The sequence below is a fragment of the Jannaschia rubra genome, assembly GCF_001403735.1.
In the GTDB taxonomy this organism is placed as follows: domain Bacteria; phylum Pseudomonadota; class Alphaproteobacteria; order Rhodobacterales; family Rhodobacteraceae; genus Jannaschia; species Jannaschia rubra.
Genome location: NZ_CXPG01000009.1, coordinates 151,234 through 168,610 on the forward strand (window position 1 = coordinate 151,234; position 17,377 = coordinate 168,610).

Here is a 17,377-nt window from a genome sequence, read left to right on the forward strand (position 1 = left end):
ATGGCCTTCGCCCGTCGCAACGGCCAGCGGTTCACGGCAAATGTCTGGCCGGGTTTCGTCGATGCGATGACGGCGCTTTTGTTGGTGCTGATGTTCGTACTGTCGATCTTCATGATCGTGCAATTCATCTTGTCGGAAACCATTTCGGACCAGGGGATCGAACTGGACGCGCTGGGCGAACAGGTCGCGTCGCTGGCCCAGGCCCTCGGGCTGGAGAACGCGCGGGCCGCGGGGCTGGAGGACGAGGTTGCGGCACTTGGACAGGATCGGGAGCGTCAGGCGGCATTGATCGCGACGCTTTCGGCGCAGCGCGACGACCTGACGTCGCGCGTGGCCTCCTTCGAGGATCAGGTGGCCGCGCTGATCGCCCGTCGCGACAGCCTGGCCGCCGCGCTGGAGGAGAGCGAGGGGCAACGCTCCGAGCTCGACGGGCAGCTCGCCACCAACCGGGCCGAACTGGACCGCGTCATCGACGAGCGCGAGGCGCTGCAACTGGCGCTCGCCTCCGCGCGCGAGGAGATCGACGCCGAGGCCGAGGCTGCCCGGCTCGCCGCCGCTCGCCGCGAAGCCCTGGAGGCGATGCTGGACGACGCGCGCGCCGCCGCCGACGCGCGGACCGCGACGCTGAGCCAGACGCTCGCCACGCTGGAAGCCGCGCAGGCCCGTGCGACCGACCTTCAGGCGCAGGTCACGGACCTTCAGGCGGGGCTCGACGAGGACGAGGCCGCGAGGCTGGCAGAACTCGCGGCCGCCGAAGCCCTGCGCGCCCGTCTGGCCGAAACCGAGACCGAACTGTCAGAGGCCGAAGCCGCGCGACTGGTCGAAGCCGCCGCTGCCGAGGCCCTGCGCGAGCGTCTGGCCGGATCGGAGGCGGAGCTGACCGCGATGTCGCTGGCGCTGGAGGAGGAGCGGCGCGCGGCGGAGGAGACGCTGACCATTCTGGCTGCGACGGAGGCCGCGCGCGACGACCTGACCGACCGGCTGTCGCAGACGCTGGCCGACCTGACAGCCGCGCGCGAGGACACGGCGGGAACGGAAGAACGGCTCGCGGCGGCGCTGGCGCGGCTCGACGAGGGGTTGCAGACGGAGGATGACCTGCGCGCCGAGGTGGCCCAGCTTCAGGCGACGCTCGACGCGCGGGACGGCGAGGACGATCCGGCCGAGCGGCAGGCCGAACTGGAGCGGCGGCTCAACGCGGCGCTGGCCGACCGCCGCGACGCCCGCGCGTCCGAGGCTGAGGTGCGCGACGCGCTGGCCACCGCGCTGGCGGAGCGACTGGCGGCCGAAGGATCGGCGACCGAGGCGCTGAGCGAGCGGGAACGCGTCGCCGCACTGCTGGCCCAGGCGACGACGGAGTTGGCCGAGGTCGAGGAAAGCCGCATCGTCGCCCAGCGGGAGGCGGCGGCATTGAACCGTCAGGTGGCCGAGTTGCGGAGCCAGCTTTCGGGGCTGGAGACCCTGCTGGGCGAGGCGGAGGCGCGGGACGCCGAGGCGCGCATCCAGCTCGACAGCCTGGGCAATCGCCTGAACGCCGCTCTGGCGCAGGTCGCGGCGGAACAACGCGCCCGCGCCGACCTGGAGGAGGCCGAGCGCATCCGGCTGCAGGCGCAGGCCGAGCAGCTGGAGCGGTTCAAGTCGGAGTTCTTCGGGCAGTTGCGCGAGGTGCTGGCCGGGCGCGAGGGCGTGGAGGTCGTTGGCGACCGTTTCGTCTTCTCGTCGGAGGTGCTGTTCGCGCAGGGCGAGGTGGAGTTGCAGCCCGAGGGCCGCGCCCAGATCGCGCAGGTGGCCGACGTGATCCTGGACGTGGCCGACCAGATCCCCCCGGGGCTCGACTGGGTGCTGCGGGTGGACGGGCACACCGACGACGTGCCGCTGACGGGGTTTGGCCAGTACCGCAACAACTGGGAATTGTCGCAGGGACGCGCGCTGTCGGTCGTTCTCTACATGATCAACGAACTGGGCGTGCCGCCGGAGCGGCTGGCTGCCACAGGCTTCGGCGAATACCGCCCTGTCGACCCGGCCGACACGGATGAGGCCCGGCAGCGCAACCGCCGGATCGAGTTGAAGCTGACCGAACGCTGAGACGCGATCAGCGGCAATAGGCGCCGGAGCGGTAGCGTGCCGTGTCGAAGTGGAAATGGTCGCGGTGGAAGCGGTCGGAGTCGGGACCCAGAACGGTGCCGAAGGGGCCACAGGCCGCCCGGTGCAGCGCCTGCAGGATGCGGCCGCCCCGTCCGCGCCCCCAGTCGTCCTGCACGCTGAACCGGTCGCCGTTCGCCAGAACAATGGCCGAGATGTCGATGGCGCGACCCTTGGCATGTTCGCTGATCTTGCCGCCGGCCTGGTTGTTGCGCGCCCGGCAGGCGTAGCCCGACGCCGTCTGCAATGCCACGGCCCCGCCGCCGGTGCGCCCCACGGTCGGCAGCAGCCCGGACCGCACCCAGTCGTCCAGCGTCTGCGCCGTCACGCAATCCATCCGCACGGGGTCGACCAGCGCGACGCCCGAGACCTGGGTGACGCGCACGGGGTCGGCGATGCCGCAGCCGCCTCCGTCTCGGATGGGGGCAATGGATTGGCCCTGGATGGACCCACGCCCGCAGATGCCGCCGCCCCGGTTCGCGCGCGGGCGGCCACCCATGGCAAGGACGAGTTCCTCCGGTCCGCCGTCGGGACGCAAAGCGGGCCGGTCGGAGAGGCGGACATGGCCCGCGACGTCGATCCGGGGTTCGGCCAGACGCCGGACCGCGGCCCGGTCGCGGCGCGCACGGATCGCCTCGTCCAGCCGCAGCACCGGCCGGACCGACGACGGCACCGCTGCTTCGGGCGGGGGAACGGCGAGCGTGCCGCGCGATGACATCACCTCGATCTGCAGGGGGGGACGCGGCTCCGGCCGGGCGGCATCGGCCGTAGCGCTGCCCGCGATCAGGAAGGTCAGCGTAGCGGCCATCAGGCGTTTCATGCGGCGGATCCTTTCGGCGTCTTGCCCCGTCCGAAGTCGGGGGCTGCGGTGTCCTGCCCCGCTTCGATGATGCCGCGGCGGATGGCGCGGGTGCGGGTGAAATAGTCGTGCAGCATGTCGCCGTCCCCCGTGCGGATCGCCCGTTGCAGGGCGAAAAGCTCCTCCGTGAAACGGCCGAGGATTTCGAGCGTCGCGTCGCGGTTGTTGAGGAACACGTCCCGCCACATCGTCGGGTCGCTGGCCGCGATGCGCGTGAAGTCGCGGAAACCTGCCGCGGAATACTTGATGACCTCGCTGTCGGTGACGCGGCGCAGGTCGTCGGCCACGCCCACCATCGTATAGGCGATCAGGTGCGGCGCATGGCTGGTGACGGCCAGCACGAGGTCGTGGTGGTCGGGGTCCATCGTCTCGACGCTGGCACCCATGGCCTGCCACAGCCGGGTCAGGCGGTCGGTCGCCGGGCCGCTGTCCCCGGTGGGCGTCAGCAGGCACCAGCGGTTCTCGAACAGTTCGGGAAAGCCGGCGGTCGGGCCGGAATGTTCGGTGCCGGCCAGGGGGTGAGAGGGGACGAAATCGACCGTCTCGGGCAGATGCGGGCCGACGGCATCGAGGACGGCGCGCTTGACCGAGCCCACGTCGCTGACCGTGGCGCCGGGTTTCAGATGTCCGGCGATCTGGCGGGCCACATCTTCCATCGCGCCCACGGGGACGCAGAGGACGACGAGGTCGGCATCGCGCACCGCTTCGGCCGCGGTGTCGGTCACGCGGTCGCAGAGGCCCAGGCTCACGGCCACCTCGCGCGTCGCGGCGGACCGGGCGGTGCCCACGACTTCGCGCGCCAGCCCGTCGCGGCGGATGCGCAGGCCCATGGACCCCGCGATCAGGCCCAGCCCGATCAGCGCGACACGGTCGTAGATCATCCCTCCCGCCATGCGGACAGTCCCTCCAGCAGGCGGGTGACGCCCGCCTCGTCGCCCACGGTCATCCGCAGGCCCTCGGGGAAGCCATATCCACCGACGCGGCGCAGGATGACGCCGCGCGACTGAAGGAAGGCGTCGCAATCGGCGGCTTCCTCTGCCGTGGCCATCCGGGCCAGCACGAAATTGGCCTCCGACGGGTCCGAGGCGATCCCGAGGTCGTCGAGACCCTGCCGCAGGCGCGCACGCTGGCGTGTGTTCTCGGCCAGGCACCGGGCGACGAAATCGCGGTCGCGCATGGCGGCCTCGGCGGCGGCCAGCGCCACGTTCGAGAGGTTGAACGGCCCGCGCACGCGGTTGAGCACGTCGATCACCGACTTCGCGCCGTGACCCCAACCGACCCGCAGCCCGCCCAGCCCGTACATCTTGGAGAAGGTCCGCGTCACGAAGACCCCGTCGCGCGCCTGCGAGAGCGACAGCCCGCCGTCGAACTCGGGGACGTATTCCGCATAGGCGCCGTCCAGCACCAAGAGACAACCGTCAGGCAGCCCGTCGGCCAGCCGCGCGACCTCTGCCGCGTCTATCATCGTACCGGTGGGGTTCGCCGGGTTGGCAAGGAACACCAGTCGCGTGCGGGACGTCACGGCGGCGAGCAAAGCGTCAACGTCCACCCTGCGGTTCCGCTCCGGCACACGTACGGGGGTGCCGCCGGCGGCCCGCGCGCTGATCGCATACATCAGGAAACCGTGCTCTGTGTGCAGCACCTCGTCGCCCGGCCCGACATAGGCCTGACACAGCATGTGGATCACCTCATCAGAGCCCACGCCGCAGATCACGCGGTCGGGATCGATGCCGTGCACCTGCGCGATGGCGGCGCGCAGGCCGGCGTGATCGGTCTCGGGATAGAGGTGCATGGAGCCCACGGCCTCGCGCGCGGCCTCCCGCGCGCTGCGGGGGGCGCCGTAGGGATTTTCGTTCGACGACAGCTTGAGGATATCGGTCTGGCCCGCCACCTGTGACGCGCCGCCCTGATAGAGGTCGATTTCCATGATCCCCGGCTGGGGCTGCGGCGCGGCGTTCATCGGTCTACCCCATCTGGTCCGGCGTCTTCTAGCCGGGGCGGACAGGGCGCTGCAATGGGCGCGGTTCGAGCGAGTGGCAATCGGCGGAGCCTCCGGTGGAAAGACCGGACAAGCAAAGACCGCGCGTGCGGGCGGGTCAGAGGAAGCTCTGCGGGTCGATGTCGATGCTGAGGCGGGTCGTGCCGGGCAGCCGGACCTGCGCCACCCATTGCGCCAGCGCGGGCTGGATCGGCGCCTGACGCGGCGCGCGCACCAGAAGGCGGACGCGGTGCCGGCCCCGGATACGGGCGATGGGGGCGGGAGCGGGCCCCCAGACCTCGGCCCCCACGTCGCGCAGCATGGCGGTGTTGCGGGCGAGCGCATTGCCCACGTCGAAAGCCACCGCGGCATCTGGGTCGGAGATGACGATGCCCGCCATCCGGCCGTAAGGCGGCACGCCGGCGGCGCGGCGCTGGTCGGCCTCCTGCCGCAGGAAGGCCTCCTCGTCGCCCGTCAGGATCGCGCGGATGACGGGGTGGTCGGGTTGATAGGTCTGCAGGAACGCCTCGCCCGGCAGGTCGGCGCGGCCCGCCCGGCCCGACACCTGACGCATGAGCTGGAACGTGCGTTCCGCCGCGCGCAGGTCCGACCCCTGCAGGCCGAGGTCCGCGTCGATCACGCCGACGAGGGTCAGGAGGGGAAAGTTGTGCCCCTTGGCCACGAGCTGCGTGCCCACGACGATGTCGGCGCCGCCTTGCGCGATCTCCTCCACCCGGGCCTTGAGCGCGCGGGCCGAGCCGAACAGGTCGGACGACAGGACGGCGACGCGCGCCTCGGGGAACAGCGCGGTGACTTCCTCGGCCATGCGTTCCACGCCGGGGCCGACCGCCGCGAGCTTGCCCTCGACCCCGCAGGACGGGCAGGCGGGGGGAATGGGCGTCGTCTCGCCGCACTGGTGGCACATCAGGCGCTTCTGGAAGCGGTGTTCGACCATGCGGGCGTCGCACTGATGGCAGGCCACCTGCTGCCCGCAGGCCCGGCAGAGCGTCACCGGCGCATAGCCCCGGCGGTTGAGGAAGATCAGCGACTGTTCGCCCCGCGCGATCCGCGCCTCGATCCCGCGCCGGAGGGTGGGGGAGATCCAGCGGCCGCCGGGCAGATCCTCGTCGCGCATGTCGACGGCGCGCAGGCGGGGCAGGACGGCGGTACCGAAGCGCGAGGTCAGGTCGAGCCGCGCGTATTTCCCCAACTCCGCATTGGCCCAGCTTTCGAGCGAGGGGGTGGCCGTCGCCAGCACCACCTGCGCCCCTTCGCAGGACGCGCGCAGCACGGCCATATCACGCGCCGAATACAGCACCCCGTCTTCCTGTTTATAGGAGGTGTCGTGCTCCTCATCCACGACGATCAGGCCCAAGTCGCGGAACGGCAGGAACAGCGACGACCGGGCGCCGACGACCAGCCGCGCCTGTCCCTGCGCCGTCTTGGCCCAGGTGCGTCGCCGCTCGGCGTGGGTGACGCCGGAATGCCATTCGGCCGGGCGCGCGCCGAACCGTGCCTCGACCCTCGTCAGGAATTCGGCCGTCAGTGCGATCTCGGGCAGCAGGACCAGCGCCTGCCGTCCCCGTGCCAGACATTCGGCCACCGCCTCCAGGTAGACTTCGGTCTTGCCCGACCCGGTGACGCCGCGCAGCAGCGTCGTGCCGTATGTGCCGGAGGCCACTGCCCCCCGCAGCGTCGTCGCCGCCTGCGCCTGATCGGGGGCGAGGGGCTTGCCCGGCCGGCCCGCGTCGAGCGGGGGGAAGTCGGCATCGCGGGCCTGCGCGCCTTCGACGATGGCGCCGGAGGCGACCAGCCCCTTGACCACGCCGGTCGACACACCCGCCAGATCGGCCAGTTCCCTTGCCGCGAAGATGTCCGACGGCCGGTCGCGCAGCACGGCGATCACCTTGTCCCGCGCCGCCGTGGCGCGGTCGGGGACGCCCGTGCCCAGGCTGTAGACACGGCGCTTGCCCGGTGCCTCGCCCAGCCCCGGGGACCGCAGGGCGAGGCGAAGCATCGCGGGCAGGGGGGTCAGCGTATAGGCCGCCGCGCGTTCGATGAAGTCGCGGAACGCCGGCCGCATGGGAGGAACCTCCAGCACGCGCGCGACGGTTCGAAGCTTTTCCGCGGGCCAATCGCCCGCCGCCGTCCCCCAGACCACGCCGGGCACGAGGCGGGGGCCCAGCGGAACCTCGACGAAGGCGCCGTCGGCCACGCCGCTCTCGGGCGCGCGATAGTCCAGCGTGCGGTCGAGCGGCTGCGTCGTCAGCACGGCGACCGGCGTGCCCCTGGGGTGATGCGTCGTCATGTCCCCCATATCGCGTCTGCCGGTCGCCGATGCCAGAGGGGTGGGGGCTGGCCCTGACGCCGGGGCGGGAGTATCACGGGGCGAACGCAAAAACTGTCGAGGACGCCATGAAATTCTTCGTAGACACCGCCGACATCGACGCCATCCGTGAGCTCAACGACCTGGGAATGGTCGACGGCGTGACCACCAACCCCTCGCTGATCCTGAAATCGGGCCGCGACATCCAGGACGTCACCAAGGAGATCTGCGACCTGGTCGACGGCCCGGTCAGCGCTGAGGTCGTGGCCACGGACTTCGACGAGATGCTGAGCGAGGGGCGGCATCTGGCCAAGATCGCCGACAACATCTGCGTCAAGGTTCCGCTGACCTGGGCGGGGCTGCGCGCGTGCAAGGTGCTGACGGACGAGGGCACGCAGGTCAACGTGACGCTGTGCTTCTCGGCCAATCAGGCGCTTCTGGCGGCCAAGGCCGGGGCCACGTTCATCAGCCCCTTCATCGGGCGGCTGGACGACATAAACACCGACGGGATGGACCTGATCCAGGACATTCGCACGATCTACGACAACTATGATTTCGGCACGCAGATCCTGGCCGCGTCGATCCGCAGCGCCAACCACATGAAGGAGGCGGCGCTGATCGGGGCGGATGTGGCCACCGCGCCTCCGGGCGTGATCCAGGCGATGATCAAGCATCCGCTGACCGACGCGGGGCTCGACGCCTTCCTGAAGGACTGGGCCAAGACCGGCCAGAAGATCCTCTAGGCCCGCACGGCGCCCGGATCACACAGTCGGGCGGAAATTCGGACGGCGGCGCGGATTTCTCGCTGCGCCGCCGTCCGTCTGTGCTATCCCCCTCGAAAATCGGCAAAGACCGGAGAGAGAGCAGATGGCAGACCAGACCGCGCGGGCCGCGGGTCACGATTGGCGTGACCGCATCCTGACCGACCCCGACATGATCCTCGACGACCGCGACCTGATGCGCGCCCTGATCGCCGCGAACGAGCGGCAGATGGGCCAGAACATCGTCGACCTGCGCGGCGTGGCGATGGAGCGCCTGGAAGCACGGCTCGACCGGCTGGAGGATACGCACCGCAGCGTCATCGCTGCCGCCTATGAGAATTTGGCCGGCACCAACCAGATTCACCGCTGCGTCCTCAAGTTGCTGGAGGCGCCGGACCTTCCCACGCTGCTGGACCAGTTGACGGGCGATCTGGCCGACATCGTGCGCGTCGACCGCGTGCGGCTGGTGCTGGAGGCGACTGATTCGGCCGATCCGCCCCATGCGGCCGTTGTCCCCGTAGAGGCCGGTTTCGTGCGCGATTACATCACCCAGGGCCGCGACGTTCCGACGTGTCAGGTGACGCTGCGGCAATGCGCGCAGGCCTCGGACGCGGTGTTCGGGGATGCGGGCGACTGGCTGCAGTCGGAAGCGCTGCTGAGCCTCGACCTAGGGCAGGGACGCCTGCCGGGAATGCTGGTCTTCGCCTCCGAAGATCCGCACCAGTTCCGGGCCAATCAGGGGACGGAGCTTCTGACCTTCCTGGCCGGCGCGCTGGAACGGGTGCTGCGCCGCCACCTGCAATGACGCTCGACCTCAGCCCCGGCGCCCGCGATGCGATGCAGGCCTGGCTATCGCACATGCGGGCGCTGGACGGCGCGGCCGAGAACACGCTGACGGCCTATGCCGGCGACCTGACCGCGTTCCTGCGGTTTCAGGCCGGGCACCGGGGCGGGCCAATGGGATTGGCTGAGATCGGGCGCCTCGGCACCGCGGACATGCGCGCCTGGATGGCCGCGGAGCGGCTGCGCGGCACCAACGCGCGGTCGGTCGCGCGGCGCCTGTCTGCGGTCAAGTCCTTTGTCCGTTGGCTGTGCGAGCGCGAAGGCTTCGATCCGACGGCAATCCTCTCGACCCGCGCGCCGCGCTTTCGCAAGCCGCTGCCTCGTCCGCTCGGGCGCGACGCCGCGCGGGACCTGATCGAGACCGTGGGAATGCAGCACGAAACGCCATGGATCGCGCTGCGCGACGTGGCGGTGGTAACGGTGCTCTATGGATGCGGCCTGCGGATATCCGAGGGGCTGGCGCTGATGGGCGCCGATGCACCGCTGCCCGACGTTCTGCGGGTGCGGGGCAAGGGCGACAAGGAACGATTGGTGCCCGTCCTGCCGGTCGCGCGAAAGGCGGTGGACAGGTACGTCGCGGCCTGCCCGCACGACCTGACGCCACAGGGGCCACTGTTCCGCGGCGCCCGGGGCGGGGCCCTCAACGCGCGGATCGTCGCGAGTGTCATGGCACGGGCGCGGATGCAGCTGGGCCTGCCGTCGTCGGCCACGCCCCATGCCCTGCGCCACAGCTTCGCCACCCACCTCCTCGAAGCAGGCGGCGACCTGAGATCCATCCAGGAGCTTCTGGGCCACGCCTCGCTGTCCACAACGCAGTCCTACACGGCCGTGGATACCGTGCACCTGATGGAAACCTACGCCCGCGCCCATCCTCACGGCCGCTGACCGCGCGCAGCTGTCGCAGGAACCGGAGCGGCCGCCGAAGGATTGCCTTGCGATACCTGATACCGAAGCAAGGACGCACGACATGGATCTGAACATCAAGGGCCGCACCGCGGTCATCACCGGCGCGGCGGGCGATATGGCCTATGAGACGGCCAAAATCCTCCAGGCCGAAGGATGCAATCTCGTCCTGTCGGACATTGATGAGGACGAATTGAAGCAGGTTATGGACAAGTTGGACCAGGGCGTGGTCTCGGTCGTCGCGGACCTGAGCGAACAGGCCGGTGCCGACCGGATCGCCGAGGCCTGCGACGAGGCCGGGTGGGATTGCGACATCCTGATCCATGCGGCCGGCGTCACGGGGGCAAAGGGCGACCCGCTGGACGACATCGACGAAGACGACTGGATGCACGCCTGGAACACCGACTTCATGACGGCGGTCCGCATTTCCAAGGCATTCATTCCGGGGATGCGGAAGCGGGGGTGGGGCCGGGCGATCTTCGTCACCTCCGAGAACGTGGCGCAACCCTATCCGGACGAGGCCGTGTACAACGCTTCGAAGTCGGCGGTGCTGAGCTTCGCCACCTCGATGAGCCAGATCTATGCGCAGGAGGGGGTTCTCGTGAATTGCGTGGCGCCCGCCTTCATCAAGACCGACATGACCGACGGCATGATGGAAAAGCGCGCCAAGGAACGCGGCACCAGCGTCGATGAGGCGGTCGAGAGCTTCCTTGAGGAGGAGCGCCCGCACCTGTCGCTCAAGCGACGCGGCAGGCCCGAGGAAGTGGCCTTCGTCATTGCCTGCCTCGCTTCCGAACGCGCGAGTTTCGTCAACGGGTCGAACTGGCGGGTGGACGGAGGGTCGGTTCAGGCCATCAACATTTGATGGCCTTTCGGGGACCCGTCACCCGCGAACAGATCGTGGCGCGCATCGCCGAGCATCCGCTGGGCCAGTCACCGGATGAGATGCGGTCGAATTTCTGTCGTCTCGTCCTGGGCGACGGGGCTCGCCCGGACAGCAGCGCGCGTTGTCTGCGGCCCGAACGCTCGGTCGGGCTGCCGCCGGTGATCTGGTTCCACGGCGGCGGCTACGTTTTCGGCGGACCGGACACCCACGCGCGTATCGGACGCTATCTGGCCGACACCCATGGGCTGGTGGTGCATCTGCCGCATTATGCGCTGGCGCCGGAACATCGCTGGCCCGCGCAGCTCGACGATGCGCTGGCGGCCGTTCCCGGCGGCCCGGCCCCGATCCTGGCGGGTGACAGCGCGGGCGGGCATCTGGCGCTGGTGACGGCGCTGGCCATGTCGCGGGAGGGTCGCCCCCCCGCCGCGCTCCTTCTGTTTTCCCCCAACACCGATCGCAGCGGGTTGAGCGATACGCGCACCGCGATGGAAGACGACGACCCGATGGTGGACGACGCGGACGATCGTCGGCTGGCGCGGATGTGTTTCGGCGACATGGCGTCCGACGATCCGCAGGTCTCGCCGGTGCTGGACGACCTGTCGCTGCTGCCGCCCACCTGGATCGAGGTGGGGACGCCCGAGGTGCTGCTGGGGGATTCCCTCGCGTTGGTCGAACGGGGTCGCGCCGCCGGGGCCGACATCCACCTTACGGTGACGCCGGGACTGTTGCATATGGCGCAGGTCTGGGCGCCGTGGTGGGACGCGGCGTGCGCGTCGCTGGACCGGGCGGCGGAGTTCGCCATCGACAGGGTGACGTCAGCGGCGGCGTAGCAGCGAGCGTTCGGTCCGCGACAGCCGGCGCAGGAACGTCTGGGTCCACCAATCGATATCCTTCTCGAAGACCAGCTTGCGAAGCTCATCGTGGCGCTGGCGTCGTTCCTCGAGCGGCATGCGGATCGCCCGGTCGAGGGCTTGGGCAAAACTGTGGGTATCGAACGGGTTCACCAGGACGGCCGCCTTCATCTGTTCGGCGGCACCGGCGAAGTGCGACAGGATCAACACGCCGGGATTATTGTCGTCCTGCGCGGCGACGAATTCCTTGGCGACGAGGTTCATGCCGTCCGCGAGCGGCGTGACGAGGGCCACGTCCGCGCGTCGGTAAAGTCCCGCGATGACGTCCCGGTCGATGTGCCGGCGGACATAGCGCAGCGGCGTCCAGTCGAGGTCGGCATGCGCGCCGTTGATCGAGCCCGCGGCGCGCTCCAGATCCTCCCGGATATCCTGGTAGGCGGTGACATCCTCGCGCGAGACGGGGGCGATCTGGAGGAACGTGGGCCGCGGGTCGCCGGGCCGGCGGGTGCCCAGATACTCGTCAAAAGCCTCGAACCGGTGAACGAGCCCTTTCGAATAATCGAGCCGGTCCACTCCGAGGAGGAGTGGCGCGTCGGGCGCCAGCTGCAATTCCACGCGCGGCGCTCTGGCCGCCGTCTCGGCAAAGCCCCGCGCGTCGATCCCGATGGGAAAGCTGAGGATCGAGAAGACCCGCCCCGCCCGCGTCCAGTAGCCGTCGTTGAGCATCTGCGACTGCCGGTCGTGGCGCAGGATCTCGTTGGCGGAGGTCACGTCGCGCATGGTCTGCAGGCCGACGACGTCATGCGCGGCCAGCCAGGCCGGCAGCGCCGCCACCTGCGGCAGGGCCATGACATCCGTAGGGTTTGGGAAGGGAATGTGGAGGAACAATCCGATGCGGTTTGTCAGTCCCTGGGCCCGCAACTCCTGCGCGACCATCAGGAAATGATAATCCTGTATCCAGATCAGATCGTCGGGACCCGCGACCTTGCCGATCGCGCGGGCCACGCGGCGGTTGACGACGGCATAGGATTCGAAATCGCCCTCTTCTATCTGCAAAAGGTCGGGGCGGTGGTGGAACAGGGGCCAGAGAACGGAATTGGCGTAGCCGAGATAATATCCGTGATGCTCCTTCTCGCTCAGCGCGAAGGTAGCCCGGTCGTAGGTGCCGCTGCCGATACGGGTCAGGCCGTCGTCGGCCCGAGGCGTGGGATCGGCCGCCCCGATCCAGAGGCCGCCGGCGCCGGAGAGAGCTTCGTGGATGGCGAAAACCAGACCGCCTGCGGGGACATCGCCCTTGGGTATGCGGTTCGAGACGACGATCAGGCGTCCGGGCCTGTCCGACTGGTCAGCCAAGCCATTCCTCCAGACACCCGATCAATCCCGACGGATCGGCAAGGCGATGGCGGGCCACGGTCTCGGCCTCGCCGATCTTGATGCCGAAGCCCCCCATCTCCTGCACGAGGTCAAGGGCGGGCTCATCGGTCAGGTCGTCGCCGATGAACACGGGCGTCGTGCCCGCGAAGGGAGGCATCGCCAGAAGCTTCCGCAAGGCCACGTCCTTGCCGATGTTCTCGGGCTTCAACTCATAGGCCATGAGCGCGGGTTGCAGGCGAAAGCCATCGGCGGCCATGGCAAGGCTTTCCATGAACCGGAGCGCCAGCGCCGCGTGATCCTCCGCCTGGCGGTAGTGGAGGACGACGCCGGAAGGTTTGCGTTCGACGAGGAATTCGGGACGCAGGGCGCCGAAATCCTCCGCTAGGCGGATCAGGCGCGAGACTGTGGAATGGTCGATCTTCTCCGTCTCGGTCCGTTCGCCGTCGATGCGCATCTCGGCCCCATGGGTGCCGATGAGGGGGCCATCGAAGTCAGGCAGGAACCGCTGCAGATCCTCGATGCTGCGGCCGGAGACGAGCGCGATGCGCCCCTCCAGCCGCTCGGATGCGTGGCGGAGGAGGTAACGCACCTTGTCGGTGACGACAATGCCGTCGGGCCGGTCGGCAATCTCCACCAGCGTCCCGTCGAAGTCCAGCAGCAGGGACGCCGTGGAAGGATCCGGCAGATGCGGCGCCTTGCAGGCGATGGTGTCGTCCTCGCTGGCTCCCATGAATCCCGTCAACTGATAGAATAGCATCTGCGCTTCCTCCCCATGTCGCGTCTCCTATTCGGCGGCAACCGACAGGTGCGACCGCCGACCCTTCTGGACTGCGAGTGTCGCCTCGACCATGCCGTCCTTCGATCCGCAGTCGTGTCGCGTTCCCGAAAAGCGGAAGGCGTGGATGCCCCCCATCGCGGCGATGGCGTCGGTCAACTGGATCTCGCCGCCCGCTCCCGCCTCCGTCGCCCGCAGCGCATCGAAGATACCCGGCGACAGGACGTATCGGCCCACGGCCGCCAGCCGCGATGGGGCATCGCCCGGCGCGGGCTTCTCGACGAAGGCCCGAGCAGGGCGCGCCGTGCCGGGGGCGAACTCCCCGTCGTCGCAATCGAAGATACCGTAGCTGGAAACCCGGTCCGATGCCACCATCTGCGCGGCCACGAGACTGGTCATTGTCTGCTGCTCGAAGGCGTCGGCCATCTCCCGCAGGGCTGGTCGTCCGAGGATCAGGTCGTCCGGCAGGATCACGCCGACGGGACCGTCCAGAACGTGATCCGCCGCGCAGAGCACCGCATGACCCAGCCCCAAAGCTTCCGGCTGCATGACGAAGACGACGTCGACGCCCTCGGGCACCCTGCTGGCGCGGACGGCGTCGAGAAGCTCATGCTTGCCCTTGGCTTCCAGCTTGCTTTCCAGGTTCGGGACAGGGCGCAGGTAATCCTCGATCGCCGCTTTCTCGGGGTGGGAGACGAAGACGAGACGGCGCGCTCCGGCGGCCAACGCCTCCTCCAGCGCGAATTGCAGCAGGGGCGTGTCATAGACGGGCAGAAGCTCCTTCGGCGTGACCTTGGTGGCGGGCAACATGCGTGTGCCAAGGCCTGCGACGGGAAAAATGACGGTGGATAGACGGGTCATGGCAGTGATCCTGGAAAACGAGACGGGCTGTCGCAGGACAAACCCCCCGATCGCGCGGCCGGTTCCGCCCAAACCCGTCATCGGTCGCACGATCTGGGCGCCTGCCGGTTGCCGGTCAAGGGCGGAGCGAAGCGGGATCTTCGAGGAAGCTGCGGACCCGAACCAGATCGTCGCGGAACAGCTCCGTCTCGCGTTCGCGCAGCTGCGGATCGGGCAGGCGGAGGAGATAGCTCGGGTGCACCGTGATCAGCACGGGCCGCCCGTCGGTCATCGTCTCGATCCCGCCACGCCGCTTCAGCAGCCCCGTGGCCTTTCCGGTCAAGGCTCCCATCGCCGTGGCCCCCATGGCGACGACGAGGTCGGGATCGACGGTGGTCACCTCGCGGTCGAGCCACCAACGGCAGGCCGACACCTCGCTCGTGTTCGGCCGCTGGTGGATGCGCCGCTTGCCGCGCTGCACGAACTTGAAATGCTTGACCGCGTTGGTGACATAGGCCGTGGAGCGGTCCAGCCGCGCTTCTGCGGCGATCCGGTCGAAAAGCTGTCCCGCGGGGCCGACGAAGGGGCGGCCTTCGATATCCTCACGGTCGCCGGGCTGTTCGCCCACGATGACCAGCCGCGCATCCGCCGGCCCCTCGCCGAAGACGACCTGCGTCGCAGGGCCGTAGAGCGGACAACGCGTGCAGTCGGTCGCCAGATGGCGCAGCGTGGCCAGATCGCCGGGGGGTGCGGCATCGGGAAGGGGGTGTTCGGGCATGGTCGGAACCTTTCGACGAAGCGACTGCGGTGCGGGGAGGGACGGCCCCGCCGCCTGCATCGCCGAGACCCGACCGCGTGCCCCCGCGATCAGGGAAGGAATGGCCCGCGTCTCAGGCAGGTTCCGCCAATACTTGCGCGGCATTTCGGCGCGCATCGCCGCGGGCTTCAGCCGGGCCGGGTTGAAGATGTTGGAGTAATAGGTCGTCCAGAGTTCCTCCAGCGCATCGTCCCCGTCGGGCCGCACCGATGGCACGGCTTCGAGCGAAAGCTGTCCCGCGACATGCGCGATGACGACTTCGGGCGTGACGATCTGCCAATCCATGTCGCCGAACCGATCGGCGAAGAACCCGGCGGTTTCCTCCTCGATCCGGTGATCGGGCTCGAACCAGGCGGAAAAGGCGCGGCGGTCGCCCTCGACGGCGATTTCCCGAAACCGGACGAAGGCGTGCATCTTGTGAATATCGCGCCGGATGGACTTGGCGATCTCATGGGCCCGCGCAACGTCGGCATCCGCCCGGTTGCCGAGCAGCGACGGATCGCCCTGCAACCGATGAAGCAGGGCATAGGCCAACGCCATTCCCCGCCCGGATCGTTCGGGGATCAGGCTGTGCGTGAGGTCCAGGAACGCCTTGGGCACGAGGAGCTGCCCTTCGCCCGCCGGCAAGGGCGCGTCGAACATCGACCGCGTTTCCCCGGTCAGCCCCCAGTCGACTGCCGACGGCGCGACCCCCGCCAGCGCCAGGCCGCGGGCGGCGTCCCGCCATGCCGCATAGGTGCCGATGCGCGGAAGGCGCGGGGCGAACACGTCAGAAAAGCTCCATCTGCTTGGGCTTGACGAACCGGGTCCGAAGGTCGGCCGAGTCGAGCGATCCCTTCGGGCTGTGATCCCGCGTCACGATGAAGGGCAGCGCCTGTTTGACGCGGCCCCCCATGCGCCGGATGTCGTCCAGCCCCAGCCTGCCGGACCGCCGTGCCGCCAGGATGCGATCCGCGATCTTCGCGCCGAATCCCGGCACCCGCAGCAGCATGTCGCGCGGGGCGGCATTCACATCGACGGGAAACCGATCTCGATTGGTGAGGGCCCAGGCCAGCTTCGGATCGACGTCGAGATCGAGCATTCCGCCCGCATCCCGCGTCACGATCTCGTCCAGCGAGAAATCGTAGAACCGCAACAGCCAGTCCGCCTGATAGAGCCGATGTTCCCGCATCAGGGGCGGATCGACCAGTGGCAGAACCGCGCTCGCATCGGGAATGGGCGAGAAGGCCGAGTAATAGACCCTTTTCAGGTTGTAGGCGCCGTAAAGTCGATGCGCGTTGCCCAAAATGGTGGCGTCGTCCGCGGCGTCGGCCCCTACGATCATCTGGGTCGACTGACCGGCGGGGGCGAACTTGCCCCGGCGACGACCTTTCCACGACGTTTCGGCATAATCCTCGCCCGTCGTGCGCACGCGTGCCATTGCGCTCCGGATCTGGCCGGGGTTCTTTTCGGGCGCGAATGCGCGGACGCTCGCATCCGTCGGAAGCTCGACGTTGATCGACAGGCGATCCGCCGCAAGCCCTGCCCGTTCGATCAGTTCGGGAGAGGCGTCAGGAATGGTCTTGAGATGGATGTAGCCGCGAAAGCCCTGTGCGCGCAGCGTCTCGGCAATGCGGACCATCTCCTCCATCGTGTAATCGGACGACCGAATGATGCCCGACGACAGGAACAGTCCCTCGATATAGTTGCGGCGATAGAACTCGGTGGTCAGCCAGACGACCTCCTCCACAGTGAACCGCGCGCGGGGCACGTTCGACGACACCCTGTTCACGCAATAGGCGCAGTCGAAGACGCAGTAGTTTGTCATCAGGATCTTTAGCAGGCTGATGCACCGACCATCCGGCGCATAGGCATGACAGATCCCCGACCCCGTGGTGGAACCGAGCCCCGACCCGTCGCGCGACGTGCGTTTCGACGTGCCAGAGGACGCGCAACTCGCGTCGTATTTGGCTGCATCCGAAAGCAGAGCGAGCTTATCGCGAATCGTCATTCTTGCCATGAGTTCTCTATATGTTCCAAATTCGT

At 68.9% G+C, this 17,377-nt stretch carries 15 protein-coding genes; 6 read left to right on the forward strand and 9 right to left on the reverse strand.

The window, feature by feature from the left end:
• Positions 1-2,082 carry a peptidoglycan -binding protein gene (locus JAN5088_RS01005; RefSeq protein ID WP_055680933.1) on the forward strand — a complete coding sequence of 694 codons (2,082 nt, stop codon included), beginning with the start codon at positions 1-3 and terminating at the stop codon, positions 2,080-2,082.
• Between the two features lie 7 nt (positions 2,083-2,089).
• Here JAN5088_RS01005 and JAN5088_RS01010 read toward each other — a convergent pair whose 3' ends face one another.
• The 4 genes from JAN5088_RS01010 to JAN5088_RS01025 all read right to left on the reverse strand — a co-directional run bounded on the left by JAN5088_RS01010 (position 2,090) and on the right by JAN5088_RS01025 (position 7,293).
• A complete protein-coding gene (locus JAN5088_RS01010; protein WP_074962375.1) occupies positions 2,090-2,959 on the reverse strand; it encodes an extensin-like domain-containing protein in 870 nt (289 codons plus the stop codon).
• Entirely contained in the window at positions 2,956-3,879 is a 924-nt protein-coding gene (locus JAN5088_RS01015; protein ID WP_055681137.1) for a prephenate/arogenate dehydrogenase family protein, read from the reverse strand. The genes JAN5088_RS01010 and JAN5088_RS01015 overlap by 4 nt, the downstream gene beginning before the upstream one ends.
• A complete protein-coding gene (hisC, locus tag JAN5088_RS01020; RefSeq protein ID WP_055680934.1) occupies positions 3,876-4,958 on the reverse strand; it encodes a histidinol-phosphate transaminase in 1,083 nt (360 codons plus the stop codon). The genes JAN5088_RS01015 and hisC overlap by 4 nt, the downstream gene beginning before the upstream one ends.
• 136 nt (positions 4,959-5,094) lie before the next feature.
• Positions 5,095-7,293, reverse strand: coding sequence for a primosomal protein N' (locus JAN5088_RS01025; protein ID WP_055680935.1), 2,199 nt, complete (start codon positions 7,291-7,293; stop codon positions 5,095-5,097).
• A 98-nt stretch (positions 7,294-7,391) separates the two neighbouring features.
• On the opposite strand from JAN5088_RS01025, the gene fsa reads away from it, so the two are divergent.
• The 5 genes from fsa to JAN5088_RS01050 all read left to right on the forward strand — a co-directional run bounded on the left by fsa (position 7,392) and on the right by JAN5088_RS01050 (position 11,525).
• Positions 7,392-8,045: a fructose-6-phosphate aldolase gene (fsa, locus tag JAN5088_RS01030; RefSeq protein ID WP_055680936.1), complete on the forward strand. Its 654-nt coding sequence runs from the start codon at positions 7,392-7,394 to the stop codon at positions 8,043-8,045.
• 124 nt (positions 8,046-8,169) lie between these two features.
• Positions 8,170-8,868: a DUF484 family protein gene (locus tag JAN5088_RS01035; RefSeq protein ID WP_055680937.1), complete on the forward strand. Its 699-nt coding sequence runs from the start codon at positions 8,170-8,172 to the stop codon at positions 8,866-8,868.
• Positions 8,865-9,791, forward strand: coding sequence for a tyrosine recombinase XerC (locus JAN5088_RS01040; RefSeq protein ID WP_055680938.1), 927 nt, complete (start codon positions 8,865-8,867; stop codon positions 9,789-9,791). Before JAN5088_RS01035 ends, JAN5088_RS01040 begins: the two co-directional genes overlap by 4 nt.
• Positions 9,792-9,873: 82 nt before the next feature.
• Complete coding sequence (locus tag JAN5088_RS01045; RefSeq protein ID WP_055680939.1) at positions 9,874-10,674, forward strand: SDR family NAD(P)-dependent oxidoreductase; 801 nt, start codon at positions 9,874-9,876, stop codon at positions 10,672-10,674.
• A complete protein-coding gene (locus JAN5088_RS01050) occupies positions 10,674-11,525 on the forward strand; it encodes an alpha/beta hydrolase fold domain-containing protein (RefSeq protein ID WP_055680940.1) in 852 nt (283 codons plus the stop codon). Before JAN5088_RS01045 ends, JAN5088_RS01050 begins: the two co-directional genes overlap by 1 nt.
• Here JAN5088_RS01050 and JAN5088_RS01055 read toward each other — a convergent pair.
• From JAN5088_RS01055 to JAN5088_RS01075, 5 genes are all read right to left on the reverse strand, one after another.
• A complete protein-coding gene (locus tag JAN5088_RS01055; protein ID WP_055680941.1) occupies positions 11,511-12,899 on the reverse strand; it encodes an alpha,alpha-trehalose-phosphate synthase (UDP-forming) in 1,389 nt (462 codons plus the stop codon). The genes JAN5088_RS01050 and JAN5088_RS01055 overlap by 15 nt on opposite strands.
• The gene (gene otsB, locus JAN5088_RS01060) at positions 12,892-13,677 is read right to left on the reverse strand and encodes a trehalose-phosphatase (RefSeq protein WP_233489683.1); all 786 of its coding nucleotides are present in this window, start codon (positions 13,675-13,677) and stop codon (positions 12,892-12,894) included. The genes JAN5088_RS01055 and otsB overlap by 8 nt, the downstream gene beginning before the upstream one ends.
• A gap of 27 nt (positions 13,678-13,704) precedes the next feature.
• Positions 13,705-14,556 carry a UTP--glucose-1-phosphate uridylyltransferase gene (locus JAN5088_RS01065; RefSeq protein WP_055680942.1) on the reverse strand — a complete coding sequence of 284 codons (852 nt, stop codon included), beginning with the start codon at positions 14,554-14,556 and terminating at the stop codon, positions 13,705-13,707.
• Positions 14,557-14,671: 115 nt separating this feature from the next.
• A complete protein-coding gene (locus tag JAN5088_RS01070) occupies positions 14,672-16,120 on the reverse strand; it encodes a UdgX family uracil-DNA binding protein (protein ID WP_055680943.1) in 1,449 nt (482 codons plus the stop codon).
• Between the two features lies 1 nt (position 16,121).
• Positions 16,122-17,351, reverse strand: a complete 1,230-nt coding sequence (locus JAN5088_RS01075; protein ID WP_055680944.1) for a putative DNA modification/repair radical SAM protein — start codon at positions 17,349-17,351, stop codon at positions 16,122-16,124.
• Positions 17,352-17,377 lie beyond the last annotated feature (26 nt).

What these genes read in the sequence shown, in the direction of transcription:
- JAN5088_RS01005 (WP_055680933.1), top strand. Translation starts at nt 1, where the DNA reads ATGGCCTTCGCCCGTCGCAACGGCCAGCGGTTCACGGCAAATGTCTGG.
- JAN5088_RS01010 (WP_074962375.1), bottom strand. Translation starts at nt 2,959, where the DNA reads ATGAAACGCCTGATGGCCGCTACGCTGACCTTCCTGATCGCGGGCAGC.
- JAN5088_RS01015 (WP_055681137.1), bottom strand. Translation starts at nt 3,879, where the DNA reads ATGATCTACGACCGTGTCGCGCTGATCGGGCTGGGCCTGATCGCGGGG.
- hisC (WP_055680934.1), bottom strand. Translation starts at nt 4,958, where the DNA reads ATGAACGCCGCGCCGCAGCCCCAGCCGGGGATCATGGAAATCGACCTC.
- JAN5088_RS01025 (WP_055680935.1), bottom strand. Translation starts at nt 7,293, where the DNA reads ATGGGGGACATGACGACGCATCACCCCAGGGGCACGCCGGTCGCCGTG.
- fsa (WP_055680936.1), top strand. Translation starts at nt 7,392, where the DNA reads ATGAAATTCTTCGTAGACACCGCCGACATCGACGCCATCCGTGAGCTC.
- JAN5088_RS01035 (WP_055680937.1), top strand. Translation starts at nt 8,170, where the DNA reads ATGGCAGACCAGACCGCGCGGGCCGCGGGTCACGATTGGCGTGACCGC.
- JAN5088_RS01040 (WP_055680938.1), top strand. Translation starts at nt 8,865, where the DNA reads ATGACGCTCGACCTCAGCCCCGGCGCCCGCGATGCGATGCAGGCCTGG.
- JAN5088_RS01045 (WP_055680939.1), top strand. Translation starts at nt 9,874, where the DNA reads ATGGATCTGAACATCAAGGGCCGCACCGCGGTCATCACCGGCGCGGCG.
- JAN5088_RS01050 (WP_055680940.1), top strand. Translation starts at nt 10,674, where the DNA reads ATGGCCTTTCGGGGACCCGTCACCCGCGAACAGATCGTGGCGCGCATC.
- otsB (WP_233489683.1), bottom strand. Translation starts at nt 13,677, where the DNA reads ATGCTATTCTATCAGTTGACGGGATTCATGGGAGCCAGCGAGGACGAC.
- JAN5088_RS01065 (WP_055680942.1), bottom strand. Translation starts at nt 14,556, where the DNA reads ATGACCCGTCTATCCACCGTCATTTTTCCCGTCGCAGGCCTTGGCACA.
- JAN5088_RS01075 (WP_055680944.1), bottom strand. Translation starts at nt 17,351, where the DNA reads ATGGCAAGAATGACGATTCGCGATAAGCTCGCTCTGCTTTCGGATGCA.